General features: G+C 29.5%; 27 protein-coding genes. 8 read left to right on the top strand and 19 right to left on the bottom strand.

Translation table 11 applies throughout. The annotated features are described in order from the left end of the window. Position 1: 1 nt before the first annotated feature. The 5 genes from J9309_RS09255 to J9309_RS09235 form a co-directional block, all read right to left on the bottom strand. Positions 2-1039 carry an isochorismate synthase gene (locus tag J9309_RS09255; protein ID WP_230475598.1) on the bottom strand — a complete coding sequence of 346 codons (1038 nt, stop codon included), beginning with the start codon at positions 1037-1039 and terminating at the stop codon, positions 2-4. Beyond that, entirely contained in the window at positions 1008-1433 is a 426-nt protein-coding gene (locus J9309_RS09250) for a hotdog fold thioesterase (protein ID WP_230475597.1), read from the bottom strand. The genes J9309_RS09255 and J9309_RS09250 overlap by 32 nt, the downstream gene beginning before the upstream one ends. Position 1434: 1 nt before the next feature. Beyond that, complete coding sequence (locus tag J9309_RS09245; protein WP_230475596.1) at positions 1435-1995, bottom strand: 1-acyl-sn-glycerol-3-phosphate acyltransferase; 561 nt, start codon at positions 1993-1995, stop codon at positions 1435-1437. A 160-nt stretch (positions 1996-2155) separates the two neighbouring features. Further along, on the bottom strand, positions 2156-3934 hold the full coding sequence (locus J9309_RS09240; protein ID WP_230475595.1) for a PspC domain-containing protein: 1779 nt from the start codon (positions 3932-3934) through the stop codon (positions 2156-2158). Next, positions 3927-4268, bottom strand: coding sequence for a PadR family transcriptional regulator (locus J9309_RS09235; RefSeq protein WP_230475594.1), 342 nt, complete (start codon positions 4266-4268; stop codon positions 3927-3929). Before J9309_RS09235 ends, J9309_RS09240 begins: the two co-directional genes overlap by 8 nt. A gap of 249 nt (positions 4269-4517) precedes the next feature. Between J9309_RS09235 and J9309_RS09230 the strand changes: the two genes are divergently transcribed. Next, positions 4518-5309, top strand: coding sequence for a S1/P1 nuclease (locus tag J9309_RS09230; protein WP_230475593.1), 792 nt, complete (start codon positions 4518-4520; stop codon positions 5307-5309). Positions 5310-6452: 1143 nt separating this feature from the next. On the opposite strand, the gene J9309_RS09225 is transcribed toward J9309_RS09230, so the two are convergent. Beyond that, on the bottom strand, positions 6453-6959 hold the full coding sequence (locus J9309_RS09225; protein WP_230475592.1) for a hypothetical protein: 507 nt from the start codon (positions 6957-6959) through the stop codon (positions 6453-6455). Positions 6960-7220: 261 nt separating this feature from the next. On the opposite strand from J9309_RS09225, the gene J9309_RS09220 reads away from it, so the two are divergent. After that, the gene (locus J9309_RS09220) at positions 7221-8789 is read left to right on the top strand and encodes a M20/M25/M40 family metallo-hydrolase (protein ID WP_230475591.1); all 1569 of its coding nucleotides are present in this window, start codon (positions 7221-7223) and stop codon (positions 8787-8789) included. 44 nt (positions 8790-8833) lie between these two features. Here J9309_RS09220 and J9309_RS09215 read toward each other — a convergent pair whose 3' ends face one another. Continuing rightward, positions 8834-9109, bottom strand: coding sequence for a DUF1294 domain-containing protein (locus J9309_RS09215; RefSeq protein WP_230475590.1), 276 nt, complete (start codon positions 9107-9109; stop codon positions 8834-8836). A gap of 55 nt (positions 9110-9164) precedes the next feature. After that, complete coding sequence (gene rlmF, locus J9309_RS09210) at positions 9165-10079, bottom strand: 23S rRNA (adenine(1618)-N(6))-methyltransferase RlmF (RefSeq protein ID WP_230475589.1); 915 nt, start codon at positions 10077-10079, stop codon at positions 9165-9167. A gap of 194 nt (positions 10080-10273) precedes the next feature. Between rlmF and J9309_RS09205 the strand changes: the two genes are divergently transcribed. The 3 genes from J9309_RS09205 to J9309_RS09195 are packed head-to-tail and all read left to right on the top strand — an operon-like array spanning position 10274 to position 11826. Further along, complete coding sequence (locus J9309_RS09205; RefSeq protein ID WP_230475588.1) at positions 10274-11182, top strand: hypothetical protein; 909 nt, start codon at positions 10274-10276, stop codon at positions 11180-11182. A 42-nt stretch (positions 11183-11224) separates the two neighbouring features. Beyond that, entirely contained in the window at positions 11225-11443 is a 219-nt protein-coding gene (locus J9309_RS09200) for a VF530 family protein (RefSeq protein WP_230475587.1), read from the top strand. Next, complete coding sequence (locus J9309_RS09195; protein ID WP_230475586.1) at positions 11443-11826, top strand: hypothetical protein; 384 nt, start codon at positions 11443-11445, stop codon at positions 11824-11826. Before J9309_RS09200 ends, J9309_RS09195 begins: the two co-directional genes overlap by 1 nt. 35 nt (positions 11827-11861) lie before the next feature. Here the strand turns inward: J9309_RS09195 and J9309_RS09190 are convergent, their stop codons facing one another. From J9309_RS09190 to J9309_RS09175, 4 genes are read right to left on the bottom strand one after another with little or no spacing between them, the layout of a single operon-like run. Continuing rightward, positions 11862-14903: an SbcC/MukB-like Walker B domain-containing protein gene (locus J9309_RS09190; RefSeq protein ID WP_230475585.1), complete on the bottom strand. Its 3042-nt coding sequence runs from the start codon at positions 14901-14903 to the stop codon at positions 11862-11864. A 55-nt stretch (positions 14904-14958) separates the two neighbouring features. After that, the gene (locus J9309_RS09185) at positions 14959-16167 is read right to left on the bottom strand and encodes a metallophosphoesterase family protein (RefSeq protein WP_230475584.1); all 1209 of its coding nucleotides are present in this window, start codon (positions 16165-16167) and stop codon (positions 14959-14961) included. A 3-nt stretch (positions 16168-16170) separates the two neighbouring features. Next, positions 16171-16326: a hypothetical protein gene (locus tag J9309_RS09180; RefSeq protein WP_230475583.1), complete on the bottom strand. Its 156-nt coding sequence runs from the start codon at positions 16324-16326 to the stop codon at positions 16171-16173. 39 nt (positions 16327-16365) lie between these two features. Beyond that, positions 16366-17241: a bestrophin family protein gene (locus J9309_RS09175; protein WP_230475582.1), complete on the bottom strand. Its 876-nt coding sequence runs from the start codon at positions 17239-17241 to the stop codon at positions 16366-16368. Between the two features lie 300 nt (positions 17242-17541). On the opposite strand from J9309_RS09175, the gene J9309_RS09170 reads away from it, so the two are divergent. Then, positions 17542-17760 carry a hypothetical protein gene (locus J9309_RS09170; RefSeq protein ID WP_230475581.1) on the top strand — a complete coding sequence of 73 codons (219 nt, stop codon included), beginning with the start codon at positions 17542-17544 and terminating at the stop codon, positions 17758-17760. A gap of 51 nt (positions 17761-17811) precedes the next feature. On the opposite strand, the gene J9309_RS09165 is transcribed toward J9309_RS09170, so the two are convergent. From J9309_RS09165 to J9309_RS09150, 4 genes are all read right to left on the bottom strand, one after another. After that, entirely contained in the window at positions 17812-19023 is a 1212-nt protein-coding gene (locus J9309_RS09165) for a porin family protein (RefSeq protein WP_230475580.1), read from the bottom strand. A 77-nt stretch (positions 19024-19100) separates the two neighbouring features. Beyond that, positions 19101-19829: an LPS export ABC transporter ATP-binding protein gene (gene lptB / locus J9309_RS09160; RefSeq protein ID WP_230477863.1), complete on the bottom strand. Its 729-nt coding sequence runs from the start codon at positions 19827-19829 to the stop codon at positions 19101-19103. 26 nt (positions 19830-19855) lie between these two features. Next, positions 19856-21217: a pyridoxal-phosphate dependent enzyme gene (locus J9309_RS09155; protein ID WP_230475579.1), complete on the bottom strand. Its 1362-nt coding sequence runs from the start codon at positions 21215-21217 to the stop codon at positions 19856-19858. Positions 21218-21242: 25 nt separating this feature from the next. Next, positions 21243-22472, bottom strand: a complete 1230-nt coding sequence (locus tag J9309_RS09150; RefSeq protein WP_230475578.1) for an ABC transporter permease — start codon at positions 22470-22472, stop codon at positions 21243-21245. A gap of 85 nt (positions 22473-22557) precedes the next feature. Between J9309_RS09150 and J9309_RS09145 the strand changes: the two genes are divergently transcribed. Then, complete coding sequence (locus J9309_RS09145) at positions 22558-23811, top strand: exo-beta-N-acetylmuramidase NamZ family protein (RefSeq protein ID WP_230475577.1); 1254 nt, start codon at positions 22558-22560, stop codon at positions 23809-23811. A gap of 8 nt (positions 23812-23819) precedes the next feature. Next, positions 23820-24437 carry a hypothetical protein gene (locus tag J9309_RS09140; RefSeq protein WP_230475576.1) on the top strand — a complete coding sequence of 206 codons (618 nt, stop codon included), beginning with the start codon at positions 23820-23822 and terminating at the stop codon, positions 24435-24437. A gap of 10 nt (positions 24438-24447) precedes the next feature. Here the strand turns inward: J9309_RS09140 and J9309_RS09135 are convergent, their stop codons facing one another. The 3 genes from J9309_RS09135 to J9309_RS09125 all read right to left on the bottom strand — a co-directional run bounded on the left by J9309_RS09135 (position 24448) and on the right by J9309_RS09125 (position 26116). Beyond that, the gene (locus tag J9309_RS09135; RefSeq protein ID WP_230475575.1) at positions 24448-24855 is read right to left on the bottom strand and encodes a hypothetical protein; all 408 of its coding nucleotides are present in this window, start codon (positions 24853-24855) and stop codon (positions 24448-24450) included. 77 nt (positions 24856-24932) lie between these two features. Next, entirely contained in the window at positions 24933-25505 is a 573-nt protein-coding gene (locus J9309_RS09130; protein WP_230475574.1) for a DUF4920 domain-containing protein, read from the bottom strand. Between the two features lie 17 nt (positions 25506-25522). After that, the gene (locus tag J9309_RS09125) at positions 25523-26116 is read right to left on the bottom strand and encodes an NUDIX hydrolase (protein WP_230475573.1); all 594 of its coding nucleotides are present in this window, start codon (positions 26114-26116) and stop codon (positions 25523-25525) included. Positions 26117-26151 lie beyond the last annotated feature (35 nt).

Below are 26151 nucleotides of genomic sequence, written 5' to 3'. Positions count from 1 at the left end.
ACTAATCGGTAACCAAATGGTTGCCGATTGTTTTTGATTTTAATTCAGTTTCTCTCCACTCCTTTTCAGGATTACTATCTGGCATAATTCCTCCACCAACATACAATTTTACTACATCAGAAAAAATCTGTGCACATCTTAGATTGACGAAGTACAATGATTTATGAGGCGTTTTGAAACCAAAATAACCTGCATAAAATTTTCGATCATATCCTTCATTTGCTAATATAAAATCCTTAGCTTCTTGTTTTGGCATTCCACAAACAGCTGGTGTTGGATGCAAACGATTTAAAATTTCATTAACCTTCTCATAATCACAAACCTCAGCAGAAATGTAAGATTTTAAATGATTAAAAAATCCTGCATCAACTGTATGTGGCCCATCAACTGAAACTGATTTTGCATCATGTAAATTAGAAACGATATAATCTGTCACAACTTGCTGTTCATGAATTTCTTTTGCTGTCCATTCTTCTTCTTTAGGAAGTGTACCCGCTAAAGAAACCGTTTTTACCAAAAGGTTTTCTTCTTCTAACAACAATTCAGGCGAAGCGCCAATCCATAATCCATTTTCTTTTGTAAACCAGATATAAACAAATGCTTTTGGATAATTTTGGTGTAGATTTTTGAACGTTTTAATCAAATTTACACCTTCATTTTTTATCTCTTTTATCCTTGAAATTACAATTTTATCAATTGTAGATGCTTTTAATTCATCAACCGTTTTTGAAATTAAACTCAAGTAATTTTCGTAAGAAATTGCTTCGTTAGTTGTTGAAGGTTCTAACGGAAAAAAATCAGTTTCGATTAACTGATCTATTGCAATTTTTTCTACCAATGCAGAAGAAAAAACTAAATGTTGAGCATCATCAAAACGATGAAAAACAAATTGATTTTGGCTTGATTTATCATCATCTAACCATAATTCAACTTCAGTAGAATTTGGCTGTCTAAAAATTAAAAACGAGTGTTTATTGGCAATAACTTCTTGGAATTTTTCCTGAAAATTATTTTGTACTTGGTTTTTTAATGATTGCATTTGTAATGTGAGAATAACAAATTAATTTACCTTCTTCATCTGTAATTTCAATTTTAATCAAATGAGAAGTTCTACCCTTTTTTACAACAGTGGCGTGACCAAACACTGTTCCATCTCGCTTCGAACGAAGATGATTTGCATCAATTTGTTGTCCAACTGCAACTGCGTTAGGATCATTTAAAATATAGTTAGACAAAGAACTTCCTAAAGTTTCTGCCAAAACAACAGAAGCGCCACCGTGTAACAAACCAAAAGGTTGATGAACATTAGCGTTTACCGGCATACTTGCTTTTAAATAATCTTCGCCAGCTTCGTAAAATTTTATATTTAAATGAGATACTAATGTATTCTCTGACATTTTATTTAAACTTTCAACAGCTTTTTCAAAAGACATATTAATAGATTTTTTTGTTATATAATTCTGGATATTTAGCATTGATATTTTGGTAAAATTTTTCAATTTCATCTAAAATATCATTTAATGGTCTGTCATTTACTTCAACAATTTTAGATATTCCCGCACGCTTATTTTTATAATCACAATAAGCCAAAACAATAGGAACTTGAGCAGATTTTGCAATATGATAAAAACCTGTTTTCCATTTTTCAGCATAAGAACGTGTTCCTTCAGGCGTGTTTATCAAATACAATTGATCTGTATTTTTTAAAATTCCTGTTGCAAATTCTACCATGTTATGTCTTTGTGTACGATCTATCCCAATACCTCCTAATTGTTTGATAAAATATCCGTACCAAGGTTTTGTCCATGCATCTTTGATAAACATTTTCATCGGAATTCCCATCTGCCAAAATGCAGCAATTGTGAAATAAAAATCCCAATTGGACGTATGCGGAGCGCAAACTAAAACGCATTTATCCACTTTAGATAAATCTAAATGATTATCTAGCTTCCATCCTATTGTACTTAACATTAATTTACCGATAAACTTTTTCATTCGATACACATTTTAAGAGGTTTGTAAATGTAATTATACATTCATATAAAAATAGAATTATTTTACAATTTAAATCAAAAAAAGGATAGCTATAAAGCTATCCTTTTCAATATTAAAAGTTATATTTTTAATTTCTTAAATAAAGAAAGTAACAATTGTTTTAATTATTTCTGTAGTTAATGTTAATAGAATCTGTATCATCTTTATAGTTTATTTGGTTGTTTCTATTTTTTGATTTAGAATTTGAATCTACGTTTATACCTACAGATCCATCTTTCCCTTTTACTCTAATTCCGTTTTGGTCGATTATTACCTTTGCAGAATCAGTACCATCATTAATTTTAATATTTACGCTACCATCGTTATTGTAAGTATCATAATTTTCATGGTCATGAGAATCCTCATTTTCACAATTCAAACATACAATATTTCTACCATTATTTAGGTATAATTTATTGTGTATATCATAATAATATTCTTCTGAATCGTAATTTCCACCTGAATATACATGAACTGATTCAGCTTTTCGTACATGAACATATTTATTCGCTGGGACAAATAATGTGATGTCTACTGTTTGATTTCTGAATTTTCCATTTTTAGGAATTTTAATGAACTCGTCTAAGTTTAATTCATTACCATTAATTTCGTAATTATAAACTATTGATTCTAAATTCCTCTTAGCCTCTACATTACTTCCTCCTTTAGATGAATATTTGACTTCAATTCTGAAAGAATTATCAAAACTTTCTTTAATATCAAACTCATCACGAATAGGAATTATTAAATTTCCTTCTTCATCAATCAATTGATCAATATCATTAAATGTTTTGTATTTATAGTTTTTGGCACTATGTTCTTTAAAATTTACGACCAACGTATCCGATGCGATATTCATCGTTTGTTCTTTTGTTGTTTCTACCGAATTTCTAAATTTACTTGCCGTAGATAAAGAAATACCAATAATCGCGAATAGCGCTACAAACCATACAGCAATAGAACCGAAAATTAGAGATTTACTCGCCTTAAAATTTGTAAAACAACGAACGCCTAAAACTGTGAATAAAATTCCTGGAATTACTAATAATAAACCACCTAATATTTTAGATGTAATACTCATCCATTCTTCCTCGACTAAATAACCGAATAATTCTGTTGGCATTTCAGTCCAAGTTGTGAAAAACAATGCGAAACCTCCGATGATTAATCCAATTCCAATACATAGTATCAAGAATCCAATAAACCAAAGTAACATTTTACCAAAAACTCCGAAAGCTCCTCCTAATTTATTACTAATTTCTCGTCCACCAGAAACTACGGCTTCACCCGCCTGTTCGACGTTTTTTTTTATCGTATCAATATTCGCTGGTTTTCCGTACATCTGCAACTTTTCAGAAGTTGATTGTGCCTTCGGAACAAATATTAATAAAATGAAATAGCAAAAAACTACTAATAAAAATGAAACTCCTGCTGTGAAAATTCCTAAAATCCCTAAAACTAACCAAGTTGCTCTCACTGCCCAAGGATCTAAACCTAAATAGTGGGCTAAACCAGCTGAAAGACCTGTAATTATTTTATCGTCTGGATCACGAAATAATCTTCTTTGGTTTTGTGGACCATAAGTTGAATTGTTATAAGCAGAATTTGACGTTGTATTTTCACTTTCGAATTCATCTTCTTCAACTTTATATTGATTTGGATGTCCCATGGTAGCGATTACGAAATCAACATCGTCGTTACTAATAACTTCTTTGTATTTATTACGTTCGCGAAATAACTCTGAAATACGGATTTCAACATCTTCAATAATGTCTTCAATCCCTTCTGTACCACGTAACGAATTCCTAACATCCTGTAAATAGGTATTTAATTTTGAGTAAGCATTTTCATCGATTATGAATGAAAATCCTCCAAGACTTATTGATACTGTTTTATCCATTTTTATGTGTTTCTTTAGTTACTTTACCAACTGCTTCAATCAATTGATTCCATGTATCTGCTAATTCGCTGAGGAAAGTTTCACCTTCGTCAGTTAGTGCATAGTATTTTCTAGGTGGCCCTGCTGTAGATTCTTCCCAACGATATTGCAAAAGGTTATCATTTTTTAATCTTGTTAATAAAGGATATAAAGTTCCTTCAACAACAATCATTTCCGCTTTTTTTAGTTCGTCAATGATATCTGATGCATAAGCATCACCTTTTTTAATAATGCTAAGAATACAATATTCCAGAACACCTTTGCGCATCTGAACTTTTGTTTTCTCTATATTCATTATCTGTGTTTTAAATTGTTATACAAATATATGTGAAAATTATAGTATTATGCAAAACAAAGTACTGAATTATTTTTAATACTTTTGTTTAAAAAGCACTTGAAATTAACATGAAAGCGACTAATCATCAATGATGTAAACGAAATGTTAAATTTTTATTTTTTTTATAAAATAATTCAATCATCCTATCAAACCTTGTTAAAATCGAATTGATAAAGCTTACATTTGCACCAAATTATTTAACAATACATGAAAAAATTAGTTACAAGTGCATTCGCATTAACATGTTTATTGCTATCTACTGAAGCAGCTGCATGGGGAATGACAGGACACAGAGTTGTTGCAGAAATTGCTGATAATAACTTGACTAATAAAGCTCGTAAAGAGGTAACTAAAATTATTGGTCCTCAAAAATTAGCATATTGGGCAAACTGGCCAGATTTTATTAAATCAGACAAAAGCTGGAAACACGCAGACGCTTGCCATTATGTAAATATACCTGGAGACATGAGCCGTGAGCAATACAATGTTGCTATTGAAAGTACAGCTGATGAAAACATGTACAAGAAAGGTTTATTTTTAATTAATGAATTAAAAAATAATAAAGAATTAACTCTTGAAAAGAAACAAGAGTATTTATATTTCTTAATCCACATTATGGGTGATGCACATCAACCAATGCATGTAGGACGTGAGGAAGATTTAGGAGGTAACAAAATTAAAGTTAGTTGGTTCCGTGATACAACTAATATCCACACTGTTTGGGATTCTAAATTGGTAGATTACGAAAACTATTCTTATACAGAATATGCTGAGGTTTTAGATATTGTAACTAAAAATGATCGTAAAAAAATGCAAGAAGGTACTTTTGCAGATTGGATTTATGATTCTTACCAAAAAGCAAATGTAATTTATAAGACCGTGAAAATGGACGATAAATTAGGTTACAATTACCACTATGATAACAAATATAACATGGAACAACAGTTATTAAAAGGAGGTTTACGTTTAGCACAAACGCTAAATACTATCTTTAAATAATAGTTTCATTTATTTATAAAATATAACCGATTCTTTTGAGAGTCGGTTTTTTTATTTAATTATAGCTTATAAAAAAAGGATACACTTTAATGTACCCTAATACTAATAGTAACTAAATATAAAACTACTAATTATTCAATTATGTAGACTTTAATATCTTAAAGTAGACTTATAAATTTGTTTACTTCAATTGAAATTTTCAAACTGAAATAAATTTATTTTAATATCTAATATAATTTTAACTTCTTGAAAATAGAAATAGATAAACAATCACTCCTACCATTTAAATCCTTATATAAAAATGAATTAATTAGTGTTTAAAAAATTGTCATTTCTATATCTATTGAAAATCAACTAAATATGGTTAGCTAAACTTTATGATGATTGCTAAACCTTTCATTTTTATTGAGATCTAGAACACTTTGGAGAGTATTCGTGTAAATCCCAACTTGATAAAAAAAATTAAAGATGAGATTAAGAACTGAATTGTGCTTTTTATAGTTTAATCATAGGTTTAGTTTATTGCTTTACAAATCTATTTCCTAATTTATCATCTTTATGTTGCAAAATTATTGATAAAGAACCACAGTTAAATTTTGCATAATTTCTTGTACTTGACTAACCAAATGTTGAAATTCAATAAAATTTAAATTCATAATTTTCTGCTAGGTAAAATACCTTTAAATCTAATTTTTTCCCGATAAAAACATTTATACTATGCATTAATAACGATATAAAATCTGATTTATAAGGTACTTTCCTTACAGAAAGACAAGGATAATTGTTGGAGTGATTGTTAAATTCCTTAATTTATTTTGATTAATAGAATTAGTTTAAATTCAACTTCAATAAGTAATGCTTTTATACAATTAGGTATAGGTTGGTTATTGTACTATTGATACTTATCTAAAACTTCAATGAAAAAACTAAAATCTAATTACTAATTCTCCTCAATCATAATTAATTACCTACATCTTTACAGCAAATATATATTGAATTAAAAAGGATTGAAATAGTACTTATTCCCTACTTAAAATTAGGTATTCAATACCGCTTATTCAAAATACAATTTGCAATGAAAAACAACAATGCGTATTGTAGCTTTGTACAATACGCATTACTAAGACAATTAACTAAAATTGATTATAACATTTTTACTGTCTTTTTAAATTGTAATTGAAGATTATTAAAATCAAGAATATCTTTCTTTTTAATTATTATAACCTCACTTGGTTGAATGATATAAGAAATTGGTTTAATTTCTGTAACAGTATAATTGATATTCATAATATTTCCATTCATTCTAATACTATCTACGGATATTGTCGAACCTATATTAGTTTGTTCCAAAATAATTGGAATTACAATATCTGTATTAAAATCAATTAAAGTAGGAACACTTTCAGAAGACATCGTTCTGGCTACACCAAAAACACTATTAAAAACAGTTTCAGAATCTATGTATGATTTATCAATTAGATTAGAATTGAAATTATTTTTCACAAAATAATTGGATGCAATTTCAAAATTTAACTCTTTTGATGTAGAAGAAATTTTATCCTCATTTGTAAAAATATCAGTCGATTGTTTGTTGTTATTGGAACAACCTAAACAAATCGAAATAAACGATAATAAAAGAAATTTCTTCATTAAAATATTTTATGATTAAGTAACAAAGTACTTGCCAAAAAATATTAAAATTATTTAAAACGGAAATTTGAAAGTAGTTCATAAAAGTCAATAATAGTTATTAAAATAACTTCAATTACTATTATCGTTCTAAATGATAAAAAGTTAGATTGTTTTCATTCCAAGTCATATTTTATCAATAGAGCTTAAGAATTTATAATTTTTATCAAAAATCTTTTTAAATCCATTACTATTCATTTATTTTAGCTAAAAATAATACACATGAAGTTAATTAATTCACTTACTTATGCAGCCATATTCGGATCTGCTATAACGTTACAAGCACAAGTTGCGCCACAACAAAAACTAGATCCTACGATTGAGAAATTTGTTTCTGAAATCAAAAACAATAATCAATTAGAGAAAATTTCGCACGAATTATTAGACGGAATTGGACCTCGTTTAGTTGGTTCACCACAAATGGATCAAGCTGCAGATTGGGCTATGAAAACTTTTAACAGTTGGGGAATTACATCTCGTCGTGAAGACTACGGTACTTGGAAAGCATGGGAACGCGGATTAACACATGTTGATATGACTTTTCCAAGAGCAAAAAATATTGAAGCTACTCAATTAGCATGGTCACCAGCAACTAAAAAACCAATTAACGCAGAAGTTATTGCCATGCCAGTTTTTACTTCAGAAGCTGAATTTAGAGCTTGGTTACCTAAAGTTAAAGGTAAAATTGTTTTAATGTCACAAAATCAACGTTACGGTCGTTCAGATTACCAATATAAAGAATTTGGAACTGAAGAATTATACGATAAAGTAACTGCACAACGTAAAGCTGATAATGAAGCTTGGGCAAATTCAATTAAATTAACAGGATACAATAACAATACATTACCAGTTGTTTTAGAGCAAAACGGTGCTGCTGCTGTTGCAATTTCTTATTGGACAGGAATTATGGGTGCTAACCGTATTTTTGGTGCTAAAACTAAGAATATTCCGATGATTGACATCTCTAATGAAGATTACGGAATGTTATACCGTTTAGCTGAAAATGGAAAGGCTCCTAAAATTACTTTAAATGCACAATCAAAACACAACGGAGTTACAAAAGCGTACAATGTTGTAGGTGAAATTAAAGGTACTGAAAAACCAAACGAATACATCATTTTATCTGCTCACTTCGATTCTTGGGACGGTGCACAAGGTGCAACTGATAACGGAACTGGAACTGTTGCAATGATGGAGGCGATTCGTACAATCAAAAAATTATATCCAAATAATAAACGTACAATTTTAATCTGTTTATGGGGTTCTGAGGAACAAGGTTTAAACGGTTCTCGTGCATTTGTTGAAGATCATCCAGAAATTGTAAAAAACACTCAAGCAGTTTTCAATTTAGATAACGGAACTGGTCGTGTAGTTAATATTAACGGATCTGGATTTAAAGAATCTTACGAATACATGACACGTTGGTTAGCTGGAGTTCCAAACGATATTACAAAACACATCAAAACGGATTATCCAGGATTACCAAGTGGTGGTGGATCTGACCACTCTTCTTTCGTAGCTGCAGGTATACCAGGATTTATGTTAAGCTCTTTAAACTGGGGTTACGGTACATATACTTGGCACACAAACAAAGATACTTATGATAAGATTGTATTTGAAGAAATTCAAAGTAATGCAATTTTAGCAGCTTCTTTAGTTTATATGGCTGATCAAGAAGAAAAATTAGTTAATCGTGATCGTCGTGTATTACCAAACGGTCGTGACGGTAAACAAATGACTTGGCCAGAGGTTAAAGGACCAGCTCGTACTTCTGATGCATACTTCAAATAATAAATATTAAACATAAAAATCCGATTCAATAGAATCGGATTTTTTTATTGTTTAAAGAATTGATAACCTATAAACGAAATCAAAGCTATTTGTATAAAAACAATCAAGTAAATGATAGATTTAAAATCAGATTTCTGCGTTTTATGTCTAAATTGTGTCATTCCAATTATAGCTCCCAAACTTCCTCCAATAAATGCTAGAAAAAATAATGTCTTTTCTGGAATTCTCCACGATTTATTTTTGGCTTTTACTTTATCAATTCCGAAAATCAAATAGGTAATTAAATTGATACCGATTAAAATATAAATTAAATACTCCATAGCTTTTTAAGAAAAAATCCTAATTCATTACAAATTAGGATTAATTATATTAAGATTAAAATCTCCAGACTAATAAACGAGTTATTTTATTTCCTTGCTCCATATTAATCACACGAACTTCTCTAGCTTTTACACGTTCTAACATGCTTTTAAGAGGATGTAAATTTTCTTTACGAGAAACTAAAGTTGTAAACCATCTAAATTGATGTTTATACTTTTCACTTTCCTTAATCATATTCGAAATAAAAACACGCTCCCCTCCTCTACACCATAACTCAGAGTTATTACCACCAAAGTTCTGAATTGGTTTTTGATCGGATTTGTTCCCTAAATTTTTCAATTTACGCATCGTTTGCTCCATCACCTCTTTATTTGACTTGAAAAACGGAGGATTACAAATCGAAATTTCAAATTTTTCTCCTTGTTTTACAATATTTGTAAAGATATTCGTTGGATTATATTGCATTCTAATCTCAACTTTATTACGTAAACGAGCATTTTTACGAACAATTTCTGATGCATTTTTATATGACTGATAATCTAATTCAGCTCCAACAAAATTCCAATCATATTCGTAATTTCCAACAATCGGGTAAATACAATTCGCTCCAACACCAACATCTAAAACTTTAACGTCTTTTCCTCGTGGAATAATTCCTCCATTACTTTCGCCAAGTAAATCAGCAATGTAGTGGATGTAATCTGCACGACCAGGAATTGGAGGACATAGATTATCAGCTGGTAATTCCCAATAATCAATATCGTAATACGTTTTTAGTAACGCTTTATTTAACGCTTTAACACCATCTCTATTAGAAAAATTAATAGTTGGTTCACCAGATTTATTTGGAATTATATATTGTTTTAAAGGAGGATAAATAGCTACTAATTTATCGAAATTATAAGACGCTAAATGTCTATTTCTCGAATGTAATTTTTTTAACTTTCCCTTATTTTCAGGAGTATTCATTTCTAAAAATTTGTACAAAAATACAACAACCTGAAGTTTTTATCAGCAAGCTCTAATTCTTAATTAAATATTTAACTTAATTTTATGCTCACAATAATGAAATTACTATAATTCCTTTATTGATTAAAAACGTATTTTAAACTTGATAACAAAACAAAAATAATTTTGTTTTAATACTCTATAAACGAATTCTGATGAAAAAATATCTTCCAATATTATTTATACTATTTACCTGTATAGCAAATGCCCAATTTATTAAAGAAGAAAATAAGGCAAATGTTATTGCATACTGGGAAAAAGGTGAAGAATATAATTACAAACAACTTGAAAAAGAATATAAAATTAATAAAAACGATACGGTTATTACCAAAGACAAAAAGTTTGATGTAAAGATTAAAATCGTTGATCAAGATTCTACTTCTTATACAATTCATTGGGAAAACACGCCTGATTTATCGGATTATCCACCTCAACTTGCTCAATTAGTTGCGAATCATAAAGTTGGAAATTTTGTTTTTAAATATAAAACAGACGAGTTTGGTTCTTTCGTAGAATTATTAAATATCGATGAAATTGTAGATTTTAATAAACGTGCGATGGATATGATGTTAGAATCCATTACCGATAAAAAAGTTAGAAAAGAAGTTGAGGATGCTTCTAAATTATTAATGCAAAACGAAGAAGTAATTACACAATTTGCAGTTAATAAAATTAATACTTTTCACTTTTTTTATGGTCATTCATTAGAATTAGGAAAACCACACGAATATGAGTTTGAAAATATAAATCCTATTACAAAAAATAGAATTCTTTACAAACAATTAGTCGAATTAGAAAGTGTAGATGAAGAAGATAAAACATACTCACTTTACACCGAAACAATTCCTGATGAAAATAATCTTATTGGCGAGATTAAATCAACTTTAGAAACTATCATTTCGAAAGAAGTGAAAGAAATGGATCAGATTAAAAACTTTGATTATATCAGTAAAATTTTTCAAGTGACTCACGATTCTGGTGTGATTTTCTATCAAATGAAACGTGATTTTATCGAAGCGGATAACCAAGAAATAATTAAAGAAATTGAGTTTATCTTAAAATAAGCTTGATTATATTTTTCGTAAATTTGTAGATATTATTGAATTATGGAACAAAAAAACAATCCATTGCACGGCAAAAGATTAGATGATATTATTGAAGCTTTGGTATTGTACTACGGTGGTTGGGAAGGACTTGGAAAAGAAGTTAAAATTAAATGTTTTAACGAAAACCCAAGCTTAATATCATCATTAAAATTCTTACGCAAAACAGATTGGGCGCGTAAAGAAGTGGAAGAATTATACATCAAAAAAATTGCTAAATAATGCCTGAAATTGAGTTAGAAAGAGAAGTTTTTATCGCTACTGAGCTTTTAACACAAATTGAAGAAGAATCGCAAGTTATTGTACATTGTCACATGGATTGTACAGAATTTGCTGATGCGGCTCGTATATGGCCAAGCACCTATATTATTGATAATGCAACTGGAATTCGTTATCAATTGGTACATTCGGAAGGGATTACAATGGCTCCGAATTGGACGTATATTCCTGAAGGTTCTTCCTTGCATTTTACCTTATTTTTTAAGGGATTACCAAAAAGTTGTAAATCTTTTGATTTAGTTGAAATTATTTCACAACCTGGTGGATTTGAATGTAGAAATATACCAAGAAACAACAACGATGTTTACCACGTAATATTCGGATAAAATAAAAAACCTTCAACAAAATTGTTGAAGGTTTTTTATTTTATCATTGTTATTTTACTTCCTTTTTCTTCGTCTTTAACAATATTCAACGAAACAGGAATTCGTTCTTTCAGCTCTTCTACATGCGAAATTATACCAACTATTCTATTCTCTTTATGTAAATGATTTAACGTTTCAAAAACAATATTTACTGCTTCAGCATCTTGCGTTCCGAAACCTTCATCAATAAAAAAGAAATTTCGTTCTGCCTTCGAATTCGATTGTACACTTTCAGCTAATGCTAACGCCAAACTTAGCGAAACCTGAAACGCCTGACCTCCAGATAAAGTTTTAACGCTACGAGCGCGGCCTTCGTTTAAATAATCAACAATTTCGAAATCGTTGTTTTCATTGATCTGTAAACTCAACTGATTTCTGGTCATTCGATGGAATCGAATATTTGCATTATCACATAATTGTTTTAGATAAATAGACGAAACATATTGCACAAACCCAGCTGCATTAAACATATTTTTCAATATTGCTAAATTCGCAGCACGTTTTTGTAATTTATCCATTTCCTTCAACAAATCTTTTTTTGCCTCAAAAGATTCTTTCAGAATTTCAATTCCTGTTTTTAATTTGGTAACAGCTTCCGTCGCTTCTTTTAAATTTGATGTGATTACATTTAATTTTTCTTCCTCAATTTGATAGGCTTCATCATCAAAAGAAATAGATTTCAGTTTTTCTTCTAACTCTTCAATCGAATTTTTTAAAGTTTCATATTTCACTCTAAAATCTTCCAATTCTTGTCGAATTTGTGAAATATTTAAATTTAATTGTAAAGTTTGATGAACGATTTCTAAAGAATCGAATTGATTTTGAATCAACGCTTTTTCTATTCCAGATGTATGTGCAACTAACTCTTGATTCAGTTCTATTATTTGTTTTTCTAAAGAATCAATCGAAGTTTTTTGCGATGCTAATTTGGGTTTTAATTCATTTAAATTTTGATTAAAACGTGTATAATCTAACTCCGTTTTTTGAATAAATAACTTTAAATTTCGCCATTTATTTTGAACATTTTCTATCGTTTCTGAATTAAAATCTTCAAAATTCAATATTTTTAAATTTTGTTTATTCTGCTGAATTTGAGATTCTTTTTGAGCTTCTTCTAATTTAAATTGCTCCAAAGCTTTCGTAAATTTCTCTAAATTCACACGCTCCTTTTCAAACAATTCACGTTGTTCAGTCAGTAAGTTATTTTTCTCAGTAATCAATTTTTCAATTTCTAAAGAAGCATTTTTTCTTTCTTCAAAATTGGCAAAATCTTTAGAATCAAAATCTTTCCAAACAAACCCTTCTTGATGAGTATTGAATTGATTTACTAATTCTGTAAAATTATTTTTATCTAAACTCAACTGCTCTTCAATCAATTGTTTTTTATTGAAAATTGAATGCACATTTTGTTGTTGAATTCTAAGTTTTTCTTGTTCAGAAATAACATGAGCAATTAACTTCGAAATTTCATGTAATTCCGTTGTTACATCATCAATTTCAACGACGTTCGGATGATTTTCTGAACCACATAACGGACATGGTTTTCCATCATGTAAACTGTGTGCGTATTCCGAAATCTTCTTCTTTACTTCGATCTCGTGCTTAAGTTTTTCGTAAGCGTTTTTCTGAGTTTCTAATTCTTCAAATTTTGATTTAAAATCATTTTCGAAAGAATCAATTTTTATATTTTGATTGGCTAAATCTTGGACAAGCGTTTCGATTTGCTTTTGAGAATCAGCTAATTTTTGTTCTTGTTTTTGAATTGAAAGTTGAATATTTTGATTCTGATTAAACCAATTTCCAACTTCCATCAAAATTGTAGAATCAATTTTATTTTTAGTTAAAGATTTAATATCACTTTCTAAAGTTTTGATATTTTTCTCGATTAATTCTTCATTTTGTTTAACCTCAACAACTTTTTCTAAACCTTTTTCAGTTCTAATTTTTAAAACTTTAATTTCTTCCAAAAAAGTTAAAATCTGAATGATAAATTCTAAATCAATTTCCTGTTTTAGTTTTATTGGCAACGCATCAAAATCAGCTTGAATTTCTTTAATTTGATTCGAAACTTCTGTAATCTGATTCTCGATTAATTGTAATTGATTCTTTTGAGATTCAATCGTAGCATTCTTAAGTTCAATTTCTTTTTGAACTTTTGATTGATCCAACAATAATTGATTAAATGCATTAAAAATCAATTCATATTTTTCTAATTGAACTTTGCGTTCATCCACCAAAACTTTATCAACTGACAGTTGTTCGAAACTAATTTTCTTTTGCTTTAAGCTTTCAAAATCATTTTTTAAAGCTTTTAATTTCTGAAAATTTTCATTCGCTTCCGTATATTCAACTTGATGTTTTTCGGCGACCTTTTCAAGTTCAATTAACTGAAGTTGTAATTCATTTATATAATCTTCCGAAACTTCCTCAAAACCTGATAATTTACCTTGTAATTGATCAATTTCCGATTGATTTTTCTTAACTAAAACCGCAACTTTATCTTGTAAATCAAATCGATGAAGATTAAAAATTTCCTTCATCATTTGCGTTCGATCTTTTGCTCCTAATTCAATAAATTCTTTGAATTGACCTTGAGGAATAATTATCGTGCGCTTAAAATTCGAGTAACTTAATCCCAGTAATTCTTCTGCGCTAGTATGGTTTAATGGTACCCAAACTTCATCTTTTAGCTCTGAAAAAACTACCACTGGAGATTTTACATCTTCAAATCTTTTAGAATTTCTTTTAAAATCTCTTGTAATTCGAAATATTTTATTTTCATGATTGATGAAATCAAATTCGATATAAGAACGATTCGATTTTAAATTCATCATATTATACGTACGTTTATCACGCACATTTAATCGTTCAGTTTCCCCATATAAAGCATAGGTAATTGCTTCTAAAATTGATGATTTTCCAGAACCAACTGCTCCGAAAATCCCAAATAATCCGGCATCAATCAGGTTTGTAAAATCTATTGTTTGTCTTTCTTGGTAAGAATATAATCCTTCTATCGTAAGTTGAACAGGTATCATAGGTAATTAAAATTGGAAAATGAAAATATGCTTTAAAAACAGTTGAGAATGAATTTTAAGAATTCATCACTTCATTAAATAAATCAACAATCTCATCATTTGGATCTTGATTTCCGTTTTTGGATTTAAAATAATCCTTAAAAAGTTCTTTCATATCCTTATCTAAATTAATATCTGTATGAATTGGATTTTCAACTTGATTATTTTTAATCTTAGGAATTAAATGAATAATTCCATCATGTGATTGATAGATTAATTTACGATCATCAGTCTTTAAAAATGTATCACTTTCTAAGGTTAATTCAACCAATGTGTTTTGATTTTCATTTAACCAAGAAACTGCGCTATCGATATTATCAAACTTTTTTCGAATTAAAGGTCGACCATTTTTTAATGCAATTTTTTCAAATTTCACAACTTGATTGGGTTCTGCATCAATGATAGAAACATATTTTGTTTGTCCCGCTTCTGAAAAACTGTAACACAACGGAGATGACGAGTAAACAATAGGTTTTTCCGCCGTACCAACGTTATTAAATCCATGCAAATGTCCCAAAGCCGTATATTGTATTTGACTCGGAATTGCATCTGAAAACACTAAATCCGCATTTCCAATTTTGATAGGTTTCTCACCTTCTGGTTCTTCCAATAAAATTGCAGTACCTTGACTGTTCATGTATAAATGAGCAACCAACAAATTGATTCCGTTTTCGTCACAATATTTTTCGGCAATCGTATTCCATTGATGTTTTAAAACTTTGTTTAATTCTTCGTCTTTATTTTCACCAAAATATTGCTTTAAACGAACTTCATTCGCATAAGCTGTATGTATAATTCTAATTGGAGTATCAGAATTTTTAAGCTGTAACTCGATAAACCCAGCATCTGATTGCGTGATTTTAAATCCATTTAATTGAAATGGGTTAATCACTGCATTTGGATAACCAATTAATATAATTCCACACTCGCGCGCCAATGGATCTGGAGCATCAATACGATCTGGCGAATCATGGTTACCTCCTATTGCAATAACAGGTCTTTCGCCATTATTAGCTAATCGTTTTAATGTTATATAAAATAATTCGACCGCTTCTACGCTTGGATTAAATGTATCGAACAAATCACCAGCTATTATAACTAAATCGACTTGTTGCTCTTCGGCAATTTCGACGATTTCGTTCATTACTAAAATCTGCTCATCCAAGCGAGAAAAGTTATCCAATTTTTTACCCAAGTGCCAATCAGCAGTGTGTAGAATTTTCATAAATTATTCTTCGTTAGTTTTTTTTTCTTGCTCATTCATTTTCTGAATGATTTCTTTTAAACGAGCCTTACGCTCTGCTTCAGCATCTTTAACCTTCTTTCTTTGTTGAGCTTTCTTAGCTTTTACTCGTTTCTTATTCGCTTCTGTATTTCTACTCATTTTTTTAAAATTAATCTAATAAAAAGACAAACTATGTCGCTAATTAATTATTTCAGCAACATGTTTTTCAATATTCATGGTAATTTGTTCAATCGGTAAATCATCCAAATCAGTACCAAAAGGTTCTTCTATTGTTTCAGCAATTAATTCGAGAGATGCCAAAACATAAAAAATAAATGGAACTGCAATAGCAGTGAAATAGCCCATGGAAAAAACTAATCCAATTGGCAAAGTTATAACATATAGTACAATAAACTTCTTTATAAATGAACTATATGAATATGGAATTGGTGTATTTTTTATACGTTCGCAAGCTCCACAGATATTTGTAAATTCTTCAAATTCTTTATCTAATATGATCATTTGATATGAATCAAAAATCTTTTGGCGATGCAACAAGGTAATTCTTTGATACATCAAATTTGCGATATGATTGGGACCATGTTTTTCAATTAAATTCATATTGAAATATTTATCTTCATCCAACATGAATTTAGTATAATCGCTTCGCAAAAAACTAAACAATGTTTTTGCATACATTGGAATCATTTGTTTAAAGAAATCTCGATTTTCAGAATCATTTTCTGCCAACATTCCATTTAATTTTATTGCTAAATTTCTAGAAGCATTTGTTAAAGCGCCCCATTGTTTTCGTCCTTCCCACCAACGATCATACGCCGAATTGGTACGAAAAACCAACAACATTGATATAACAAATCCTAATAAAGAATGTACAGTTGTAATTTCTTTCAACCATGATTTTGATGATAAGTTCAGGTACTCTAATTCAAAATATGCAATCAATGCAGAATAAGCTCCCATAAAAATAATGAATGGTAAGAGCTTTAAAAAAGTATCCGATTTTGGGAAGTTGACAACAGCATGAAACCATTCCTTAGGATTATAAATTTTCATAAATAAAATTCTATAGCGTATATGGTCAAAAATAATAAAAAGCGGGAAGTTTGTTTTTATGAAATAAGTAAATTATCTTTAAAGTATTGAATGATTGTTTTCTATTTTTCACATTCTTAGGAAAATGATATTTAATGTAAAAATTATTGTAAAGATTTAATTGATCACTTCCTCTAAATTTATTTTGCTTAGGCAAAGTATTTTTTCAATAAATCTGATAATTTTTAAGCTGAAAATCAATTCTGGTTTTCAGCTTTTTAGTTTAATATTTTTAACTTCGTTTTACAAAAATTACAAAAAATGATAAAATCAGTATTAGATGAATTTGAACAGTTTAAAAATGAATTGACAAAATTGAATATCGTGGTAAATAAAGTGGAAAAGGTTGGTAACGGAAGTATGCCTTTTTATGAAATATTTTATACTTCTCCTCGCTATACAGTAGAAAAACGATTGTATGTACAACGCCACGAATTAGATGAATGGTTAGAAAAATTTAAAGAACAATACAAAAGCTAAATTATAAAAAATCCCTTTAACAATAAGTTAAAGGGATTTTGTAATTAAATTTTAGAATATTTTATAACCTAAGATTATTGAAAGCATATTGAATTTGCTATCATAATCTCCTTTACTTTTTAAATCTGTTACATAACGCATTTCTAAACTATAACGATCTAAATATTTATATCCTGCACCAATTCCTAGATTTGTTCCGTTTCCAAACTCAATAACACCAACGTTAGTACTATTTCTTTTAGCTTCTATTTTAGAATCTAAACTAAAAATTGGAATAAATTGAGCATTAATAAACAACTTTGATTTTTCATTCAAAAACATATAGTGTCTTACACCAATTGGAACATCTAACGCTTGGTAATTTAAAGAATGCGTAGTTGTGATTCCAGAAATCTCTGCAACAGAAACATTTTCAGCTTTATATGAAACATAATTTGGCTCGATTAATATTGCCCATTTATTTTTGTAAAATGGTAATATAAATTCTGCTTCTAATCCAATTCCGAAAGTTAGTTTTTTATCAAAAGTTAAATTTCTAAATTCTATATTATTAGTTTGAAAATCTAGTGAATTAAAATTTATACGAGGTCTAATATTTAAATTGAAATCAATTTTTTTATTAGATGAATGTGTATTAAGATATTCAACTTCGGTGTTTTGACAATTATTTATTTTCTGAAATAAATTAATCAAATCTTTTTCACGATAATTAATTTTCATCAAATTTTCTTTTGATACAGCATCACACTTGAAAGATTTAATTAATTGTGATCTATAACTTTTATTGTAGGCAATTTTATTACTTTCAAACCAATAGGGCTTATAGATCAATTGTTCTATATTCTTATCAGCTGTAGCGTAAAAGAATTTTTGTTCATCACCTTCAGAAAAGCTATATAAATTTGCTTCACCCATCACCAAAACCTTTAATAACAAGTCTTTTTTAATAAATTTTGGCTCACTTTCGTAAGTTAATTTACTTAAATCTGAAGAAGATTCATCAATTAATACAGTTGATTTTATATATTTTGAAGAATAGAAAATTTCGAATAATTGAAGTTCTTCTATTGGTATAATTTCAGATTTTAAATTTTCATTAGTCTTAATTTCTATTTTAGTTGGATTAGATCTCCAATCCATGTTTTTTATTAAAACATCTTTTCTTGAACCATCTTTTAAAATGATGTAACCAGGCTCAAATTTTATTTGAGCAAAAATTATAGAACTAATTGATATTAGTAATACTGATAAGTAAGTTTTCATAGAATTATTTATGATGTAAAAATAAAAAATCCCTTTAACAATAAGCTAAAGGGATAAATTAAATTATAAGTATTTTCTTAAATCTGTTGATAAGTAAAGTTTTCACCTAAGTACACACGACGCACATCTGGATCATTCGCTAACTCTTCTGGCGAACCTGATTTTAAGATTTTACCTTCAAACATAATGTATGTTTTATCAGTAATTGCTAACGTCTGAGAAACGTTGTGATCGGTAATTAAAATCCCGATGTTCTTATCCTTTAACGAACGAACAATCTTTTGAATATCTTCTACCGCAATTGGGTCAACCCCAGCAAAAGGTTCGTCCAATAAAATGAAATTAGGTTCGGTTGCTAAACATCGTGCGATTTCGCAACGACGACGTTCACCACCTGATAATAAATCTCCACGATTTTTACGAACGTGTTCTAATGAAAACTCCTCGATTAAGGCATCAACTTTCATTTGTTGTTCCTTTTTCGAATATTTGGTGAATTGTAAAACTGATTTGATGTTATCTTCCACTGAAAGTTTTCGGAAAATAGACGCTTCTTGCGCTAAATATCCGATACCTTTTTGTGCACGTTTGTACATTGGATCTTTCGTAATGTCTTGTTTATCCAAGAACACTTTACCTTGTGTTGCCGAAACTAAACCTACAATCATATAGAAAGAAGTTGTTTTTCCTGCTCCATTTGGTCCTAATAATCCAATAATTTCTCCTTGTTCTACTTGGAAAGAAACTCCTTTTACGACGTGTTTTTTGCCGTAATCTTTAATTAAATTTTCTCCTCTTAATACAATTCCCATATCGTCGTAAAGATACGTTTTTATTTAATCGAATTGATGATATCGTATTTTGTAATGATATGATGTTTACCATTCTCTAACTCAATCAATACCGCTTGGTTGTCTTTCGTAATTAATTTAGAAACTTCTTCTACCGTTGCATTTGCTTTAACTACTGGATAAGCAGCTCCCATAATTTCTCGAATTGGTTTTTCAGCAATATTTGGATCTTGCATATACGCTTGGAATAAATCTGATTCGTCTAAAGAACCTGCAAATCCGTTGATGTCAACCACTGGAATTTGAGAAATTTTGAAACGACGCATACGATCAATCGCGTGTGAAGCTAATTCTTCTGTACGAGCAATAACTAATGGTTTATCGATATGTTCTTGAATTAAATCTGCAGCAGTTTTAACCTCATCTTCTAAGTAACCTCTGTCGCGCATCCAATCATCGTTAAAAATTTTACCAACATAACGAGAACCTGAATCGTGGAATAATACGACAACTACATCATCTGGACCAAATTCGTCCTTCAATTGTAATAATCCTTTAATAGCAGAACCAGAAGACATACCAACAAATAAACCTTCTTCTAAAGCTAAACGACGCGTGTAAACAGCAGCATCTTTATCTGTAACTTTCGTGAAACCATCGATGATATCGAAATCTACATTTTCTGGTAAAATATCTTCACCAATACCTTCTGTTACATAAGAATAAACTTCGTTTTCATCGAAAATTCCAGTTTCTTTATATTTTTTGAAAACTGAACCGTATGTATCAACACCCCAAACTTTTACATTAGGATTTTGCTCTTTTAAGTATTTTCCAACTCCAGAGATTGTTCCTCCTGTACCAACACCTACGATAAAGTGTGTTACTTTTCCTTCTGTCTGTTCCCAGATTTCTGGACCAGTTTGCTCGTAGTTAGCTTGTGCATTTGATGGATTATCGTATTGGTTAACGTACCATCCGTTTGGAGTTTCTTCAGCTAAACGCTTAGAAACTGAGTAGTAAGAACGCGGATCTGTTGGCTCAACATCTGTCGGGCAAACAACAACTTTCGCACCTACAGCACGTAAGATATCCATTTTCTCTTTTGATTGCTTATCTGTAATTACACAAATTAATTTATAACCTTTGATAACTGCAGCTAAAGCTAATCCCATTCCTGTATTACCAGAAGTACCTTCGATAATTGTACCACCTGGAACTAAACGTCCGTCTTTTTCAGCATCTTCAACCATTTTTAAAGCCATACGGTCTTTACAAGAATGTCCTGGGTTAAAGTATTCTACTTTTGCTAAAACTGTACATGGTAAGTCTTTAGTAATGTGATTAATTTTAACTAAAGGCGTATTACCAATCGTTTCTAATATATTATTTGCGTATTTCATTTTAATACTGATTTTTATTAATTAATTATCTAAAATTGATTGCTTTAGCAGGTGTTATTTTAGAAATCATATACGATGGCAAAAGTAATACAATTGCACAAATTATGATAGCTCCTGCATTTAATAATACAATTGTTGGAATATCCAAATAAACTGGTGCAACAGATATATAATAATTCTCTGCTGGAAGTTTGATGATTTTAAAATATTTCTGGATCAATAATAACCCTAAACCTATTACATTTCCAGCGATTAAACCTGGTAACATAATAAATATAGCGTAATAGATAAATAGAGTTCTTACTTTCCAATTTGTAGCTCCAAAAGCTTTTAAAAGTCCGATGGATTGTGTTCTTTCCAGAATAAGAATTAAAAGAACCATAACCATATTAATGATTACAACGAAAAGCATAATCACAACAATGATGACAATGTTTTTATCAAATATCGTAATCCATTCATTGATTTGAGCAAAAGAATCCGATGCTCCTTCTGACAACAAATTATAAGGAATATTTTTAGCAACTTCTGCTGAAATTTTTTCAATATCCTCAACATCTTTTACAAATAATTCAAAACTACCAACGGTTGTCGAATCCCATTTGTTTAGATTTTGTACTTGTTTGATGTCACCTAACATTACGATATCATCAAAATTTTTAATGTCAGATTTATAAATTCCTTTCACATTAAATCGACGATAAACTGGCTTACTTTCGTCACGAATAAAATACATGACAAATGAACTATCAATATCTAATTTTAATTCATCTGCAATTTTTTGAGAAAGAACAACGTCGTTTAGAATTGAATCTTTATTAATTTTTGGAAACGAACCTTTTACTAAAAAATTCTGAAATCGAACGGTATCATAATCCGTTCCGACCCCTTTAAAAACTACTCCACTAAAATTTTCGGCCGTACGAATCACACCACTTTTGTTAGCGATGGCTTGCACATGCTCAATTTCAGGAATTTGTTTAAACGTGGGATAAAAAGCTTGATTAATTGATAACGAATCTGAATTTAAAGAATTATTACTATTGTAATTTTTAATCGTAATATGTCCGTTAAAATCGGCTAATTTACTTTTGATCGCTTTACGCGCACCAACACCTGTAGAAATTGTAACCAATGAAACAATTATTCCTAAAGCTACAGCTACTTGTCCGATACGAATGATAATGCTTGATAAGTTATTTTTAGTATTTTTACCAAGCGCTATTTTTTTAGAAAACCACCAAGAAAAGTTCAAATTATTAATTTTTACAATGATACATTTAAGTTGACTTTCAACATAAATCTATTTTGTTTAAACTAATGATAAATCAATTATCATCATGAAAAAACTTGTCAAATATACATCAATTGCTTTACTTCTAAGCACACCTTTATTTACGATTGCACAAACTTTTAATCAAAAAGTTCAAATTAAAGAAAATAGACAATTTGTAAGAGAAGTTTATGGATTATCTATCGGTTTAGGCGCCGAAAATACCAATGCTTATTTATCAAAACTGAAGGGTAAAAAAGTTGGAGTAGTTTCTAATCAAACTGGAATTTTAAGAACAAATCCTTCACAATTAGAATATAAAAACACTATTCATTTAGTTGATTTCCTTATCAATAACGATATAAATGTCGTGAAAATTTATTCGCCAGAACATGGATTTCGTGGAGATGCTGATGCTGGAGCAAAAGTAAAATCAGGCGTTGATTCTAAAACTGGATTACCAATCGTTTCTTTGTACGGGAATAATAGAAAACCAACTGCGGATCAAATAAAAGACATTGATATTTTATTGTTTGACATGCAAGATGTGGGCGCACGCTTTTACACTTATATTTCTACATTACATTATGTGATGGAAGCCGCTGCTGAAAATGGTAAGAAAGTGATCGTATTAGATCGTCCAAATCCCAATGCACATTATATTGATGGGCCTGTAATGCAACCAGAATTTACATCTTTTGTAGGAATGCACAAAGTTCCAATTGTTTATGGAATGACGATTGGCGAATATGCACAAATGATTAATGGGGAAGGTTGGCTAAAAAATAAGATGAAAGCGAATTTACAAGTGATTCCTTTATCAAATTACACGCATACAAAAAGGTACACATTACCTGTAAAACCTTCGCCTAATTTACCAAATGATCGTTCGATCAATTTATATCCAAGTACATGTTTATTTGAAGGTACAAATGTGAATGAAGGTCGAGGAACAGAAATTCAATTCCAAGTATATGGTTCGCCTTATTTGAAAAATATGCCTTTTGAGTACAAACCAATTTCTAGACCTGGAGCTACAAGCCCAAAATTTAAAGATGAAGTTTGTTACGGGGAAGATTTATCGCAAGAACCGTATATGAGTGAAATTTCGTTAAAATGGTTGATTAATGCGTATAAAAACAATACCAAACAGCCATTTTGGACTTTAAATAGTAAGAAACTTTGGATCGATCAATTATCTGGAACTGCTGATTTAAGAAAACAGATTGAAGCCGGTTGGTCAGAAGATCGTATAAAAGCTACTTGGCAAAAAGACTTAGAAGAATTTAAAAAAGTTAGAGCAAAATATTTGATTTACTAAGTTTAAAAATGGTAAAAAAATCAGTTCTGAATAAACTTTCAGATCAAGAATTAAAAAAATATTTACAATCTAACTCAAGATTTACAAGTGATGCTGTGAAATTGGCTTTAGAAATTTTGAAAGAAAGAGATTTTACTTTTTCTGATGAAGAAATAACTCGAATCAATTCACTGATTGAAACTAAAATTGAGAATGAACAAAAAGAAATTTTAATAGATTCAAACTTAGTTTACACAAATCATCCTGAAGCTAAAGAATTGTTTACTAAAGTATTTATCATTAGTGTTTCAATCTTTGGATCGTTTATTTTTGGTTGCTATTATTTATATAGAAATTGTAAGATTCTGAACAAATCAAATCAAAAAGCAATACTATATTTAATGATTTTTGGTTTAACATCTTTAGTAATTGATGTAATTTCTTTTCCTATTTTATATGAAAACAGAGAAGCAATCACAAAAACACTTAGACGGAGTGATTTTTATACTAAGTATTTTGAGAATTACTTTTACCTCTATATTTTCTTAATTCTTCGATTCATTTACTCACTAGCATTTATCGATATTTTATGGAGAAAATTTATAGGTAATGATTTAAAATATAAAGAAAAAACGGATCTGATTTAGATCCGTTTTTTTATTTAATTTCAGCATAATTAATTTCACCTGTCATTGCATCAAATCCAACGGTACAATTTTCGTATTGATAAATATTATCTGCACGCATTGGTTCTTGATTAAGATTTTGAGGAAAGTCAAATTGTTTTTTAATATCATTTTCCGAACTGATGTAACTTAAACCGAACACAAACTCTTTTCTGAAAGGTTGAGTTATTGGCGTTGGAGAAAAATAAACTTTAATGGCTGAGATTTTATTTTCAGAAATTGTAATTAATATTCCTTCATCTTTATATAACAATTCGTAATCATAAGATGTCGATACATTATTTTCACGCTTGGTTTGCTCACCTTCTAAGGAATCTAAAAAATTTATTACATCAACAGTTGTAATTTCTTTTCCTAATACGGCTTGATAATTATTCATATTATTTAATTGATTGGCACAAAAAAACCTTTCAAAATCAATGAAAGGTTTTTATAATTAATTAATAGCTAAAAATATTAATTTTCTTTTAAATAAACACCATCAGCTTCAAAGTTATATTGTAACTGTGGTTTAGTAATTTTTGCAATCTCTTCTTTCGATTTTCCTGCATCTTCAGCGTAGTGACGTAATTTATCAACAGAAATTTCACTAACGAAAGCCTTACCATTTACAACGATTTCAGATTTTTCTCCATCTAAAGGCATAAAAAATCCGTAATCTTTAAATCTTACAAATGATTGCTCTTCCCCTTTACCTAAGTCAACCTTCATCCAACAACCTTTCTTTTTACAAACCGATTCGATAGTAGATTTGAATTGTACATTTTCAATCACATCACCGTCTTTCATGTTGTCGTATAAAGAACCAAGTTCAACACTAGTTAAAGGCTTTTTTAAATCAAATGATTCTCCATATACTTGATATGCATATAAATCGTCAATTTTTGCAGAACCAGCTTCAATGATCTTTTTCTGAGATTTTGAAACTTTTTCTGTTTTAGGATTCTTTTTATCTTCTTTTTTTGTTTGTGCATTTGTTGTTACTGCAAAAGCCATAACTGCGCATACACCTAAAATATATTTTTTCATGATAAATTTCTTATTTATTACAAATCTAAATAATTATTTACTAATAACTCAATGTTTGGATAAGAATTATTCATCAACTCAGCGATATCTTCTTTCTTTTTCCAAACCACTTCTTCAATTCCTTCTTCAATCTGTGGTTGTGGCGTTTCAGTTCCATTATAAGTAACTTCAAACCAAAAAGTTTCTTTAATAATATATTCTTTCTGAAAATAGATATGATACGTAGACATTAAAAATTGCTCTAAATGTAAAGGAGTAATGCTACATTCTTCCTCTATTTCTCTAATAGCAGATTCTTCCTTTGTTTCACCTTCTTCCATCTTTCCTTTAGGTAAATCCCACTTACCTAAACGATAAATAAAAAGATATTCTTCTTTTGGATTACGTACAATTCCACCTGCTGCTTGAATCAATTTAAAATGATTTAGGAATAAAGACCATACTTGATCAATATTTTCGCTAAAAATATTTAAATGAGTTACGCCAGTATTAGCTAAAGTATGAAATGCTTCATCAAACTGAGATTCATGATGAAACAATATATTTTTCGCATCTGACTTTGATTCATGGTCGAAAGTCAGTAAACTTTCATTAAAAAAAACTTTGTACATTTGAGCTATTTGATACAAATTTATAAAAAACTCAC

Origin of the sequence: Faecalibacter bovis (assembly GCF_017948305.1) — a bacterium.
Lineage (GTDB): Bacteria > Bacteroidota > Bacteroidia > Flavobacteriales > Weeksellaceae > Empedobacter > Empedobacter bovis.
Note: the sequence above shows the minus strand (reverse complement) of the source record. Positions and strands in the feature narration are given on the sequence as shown.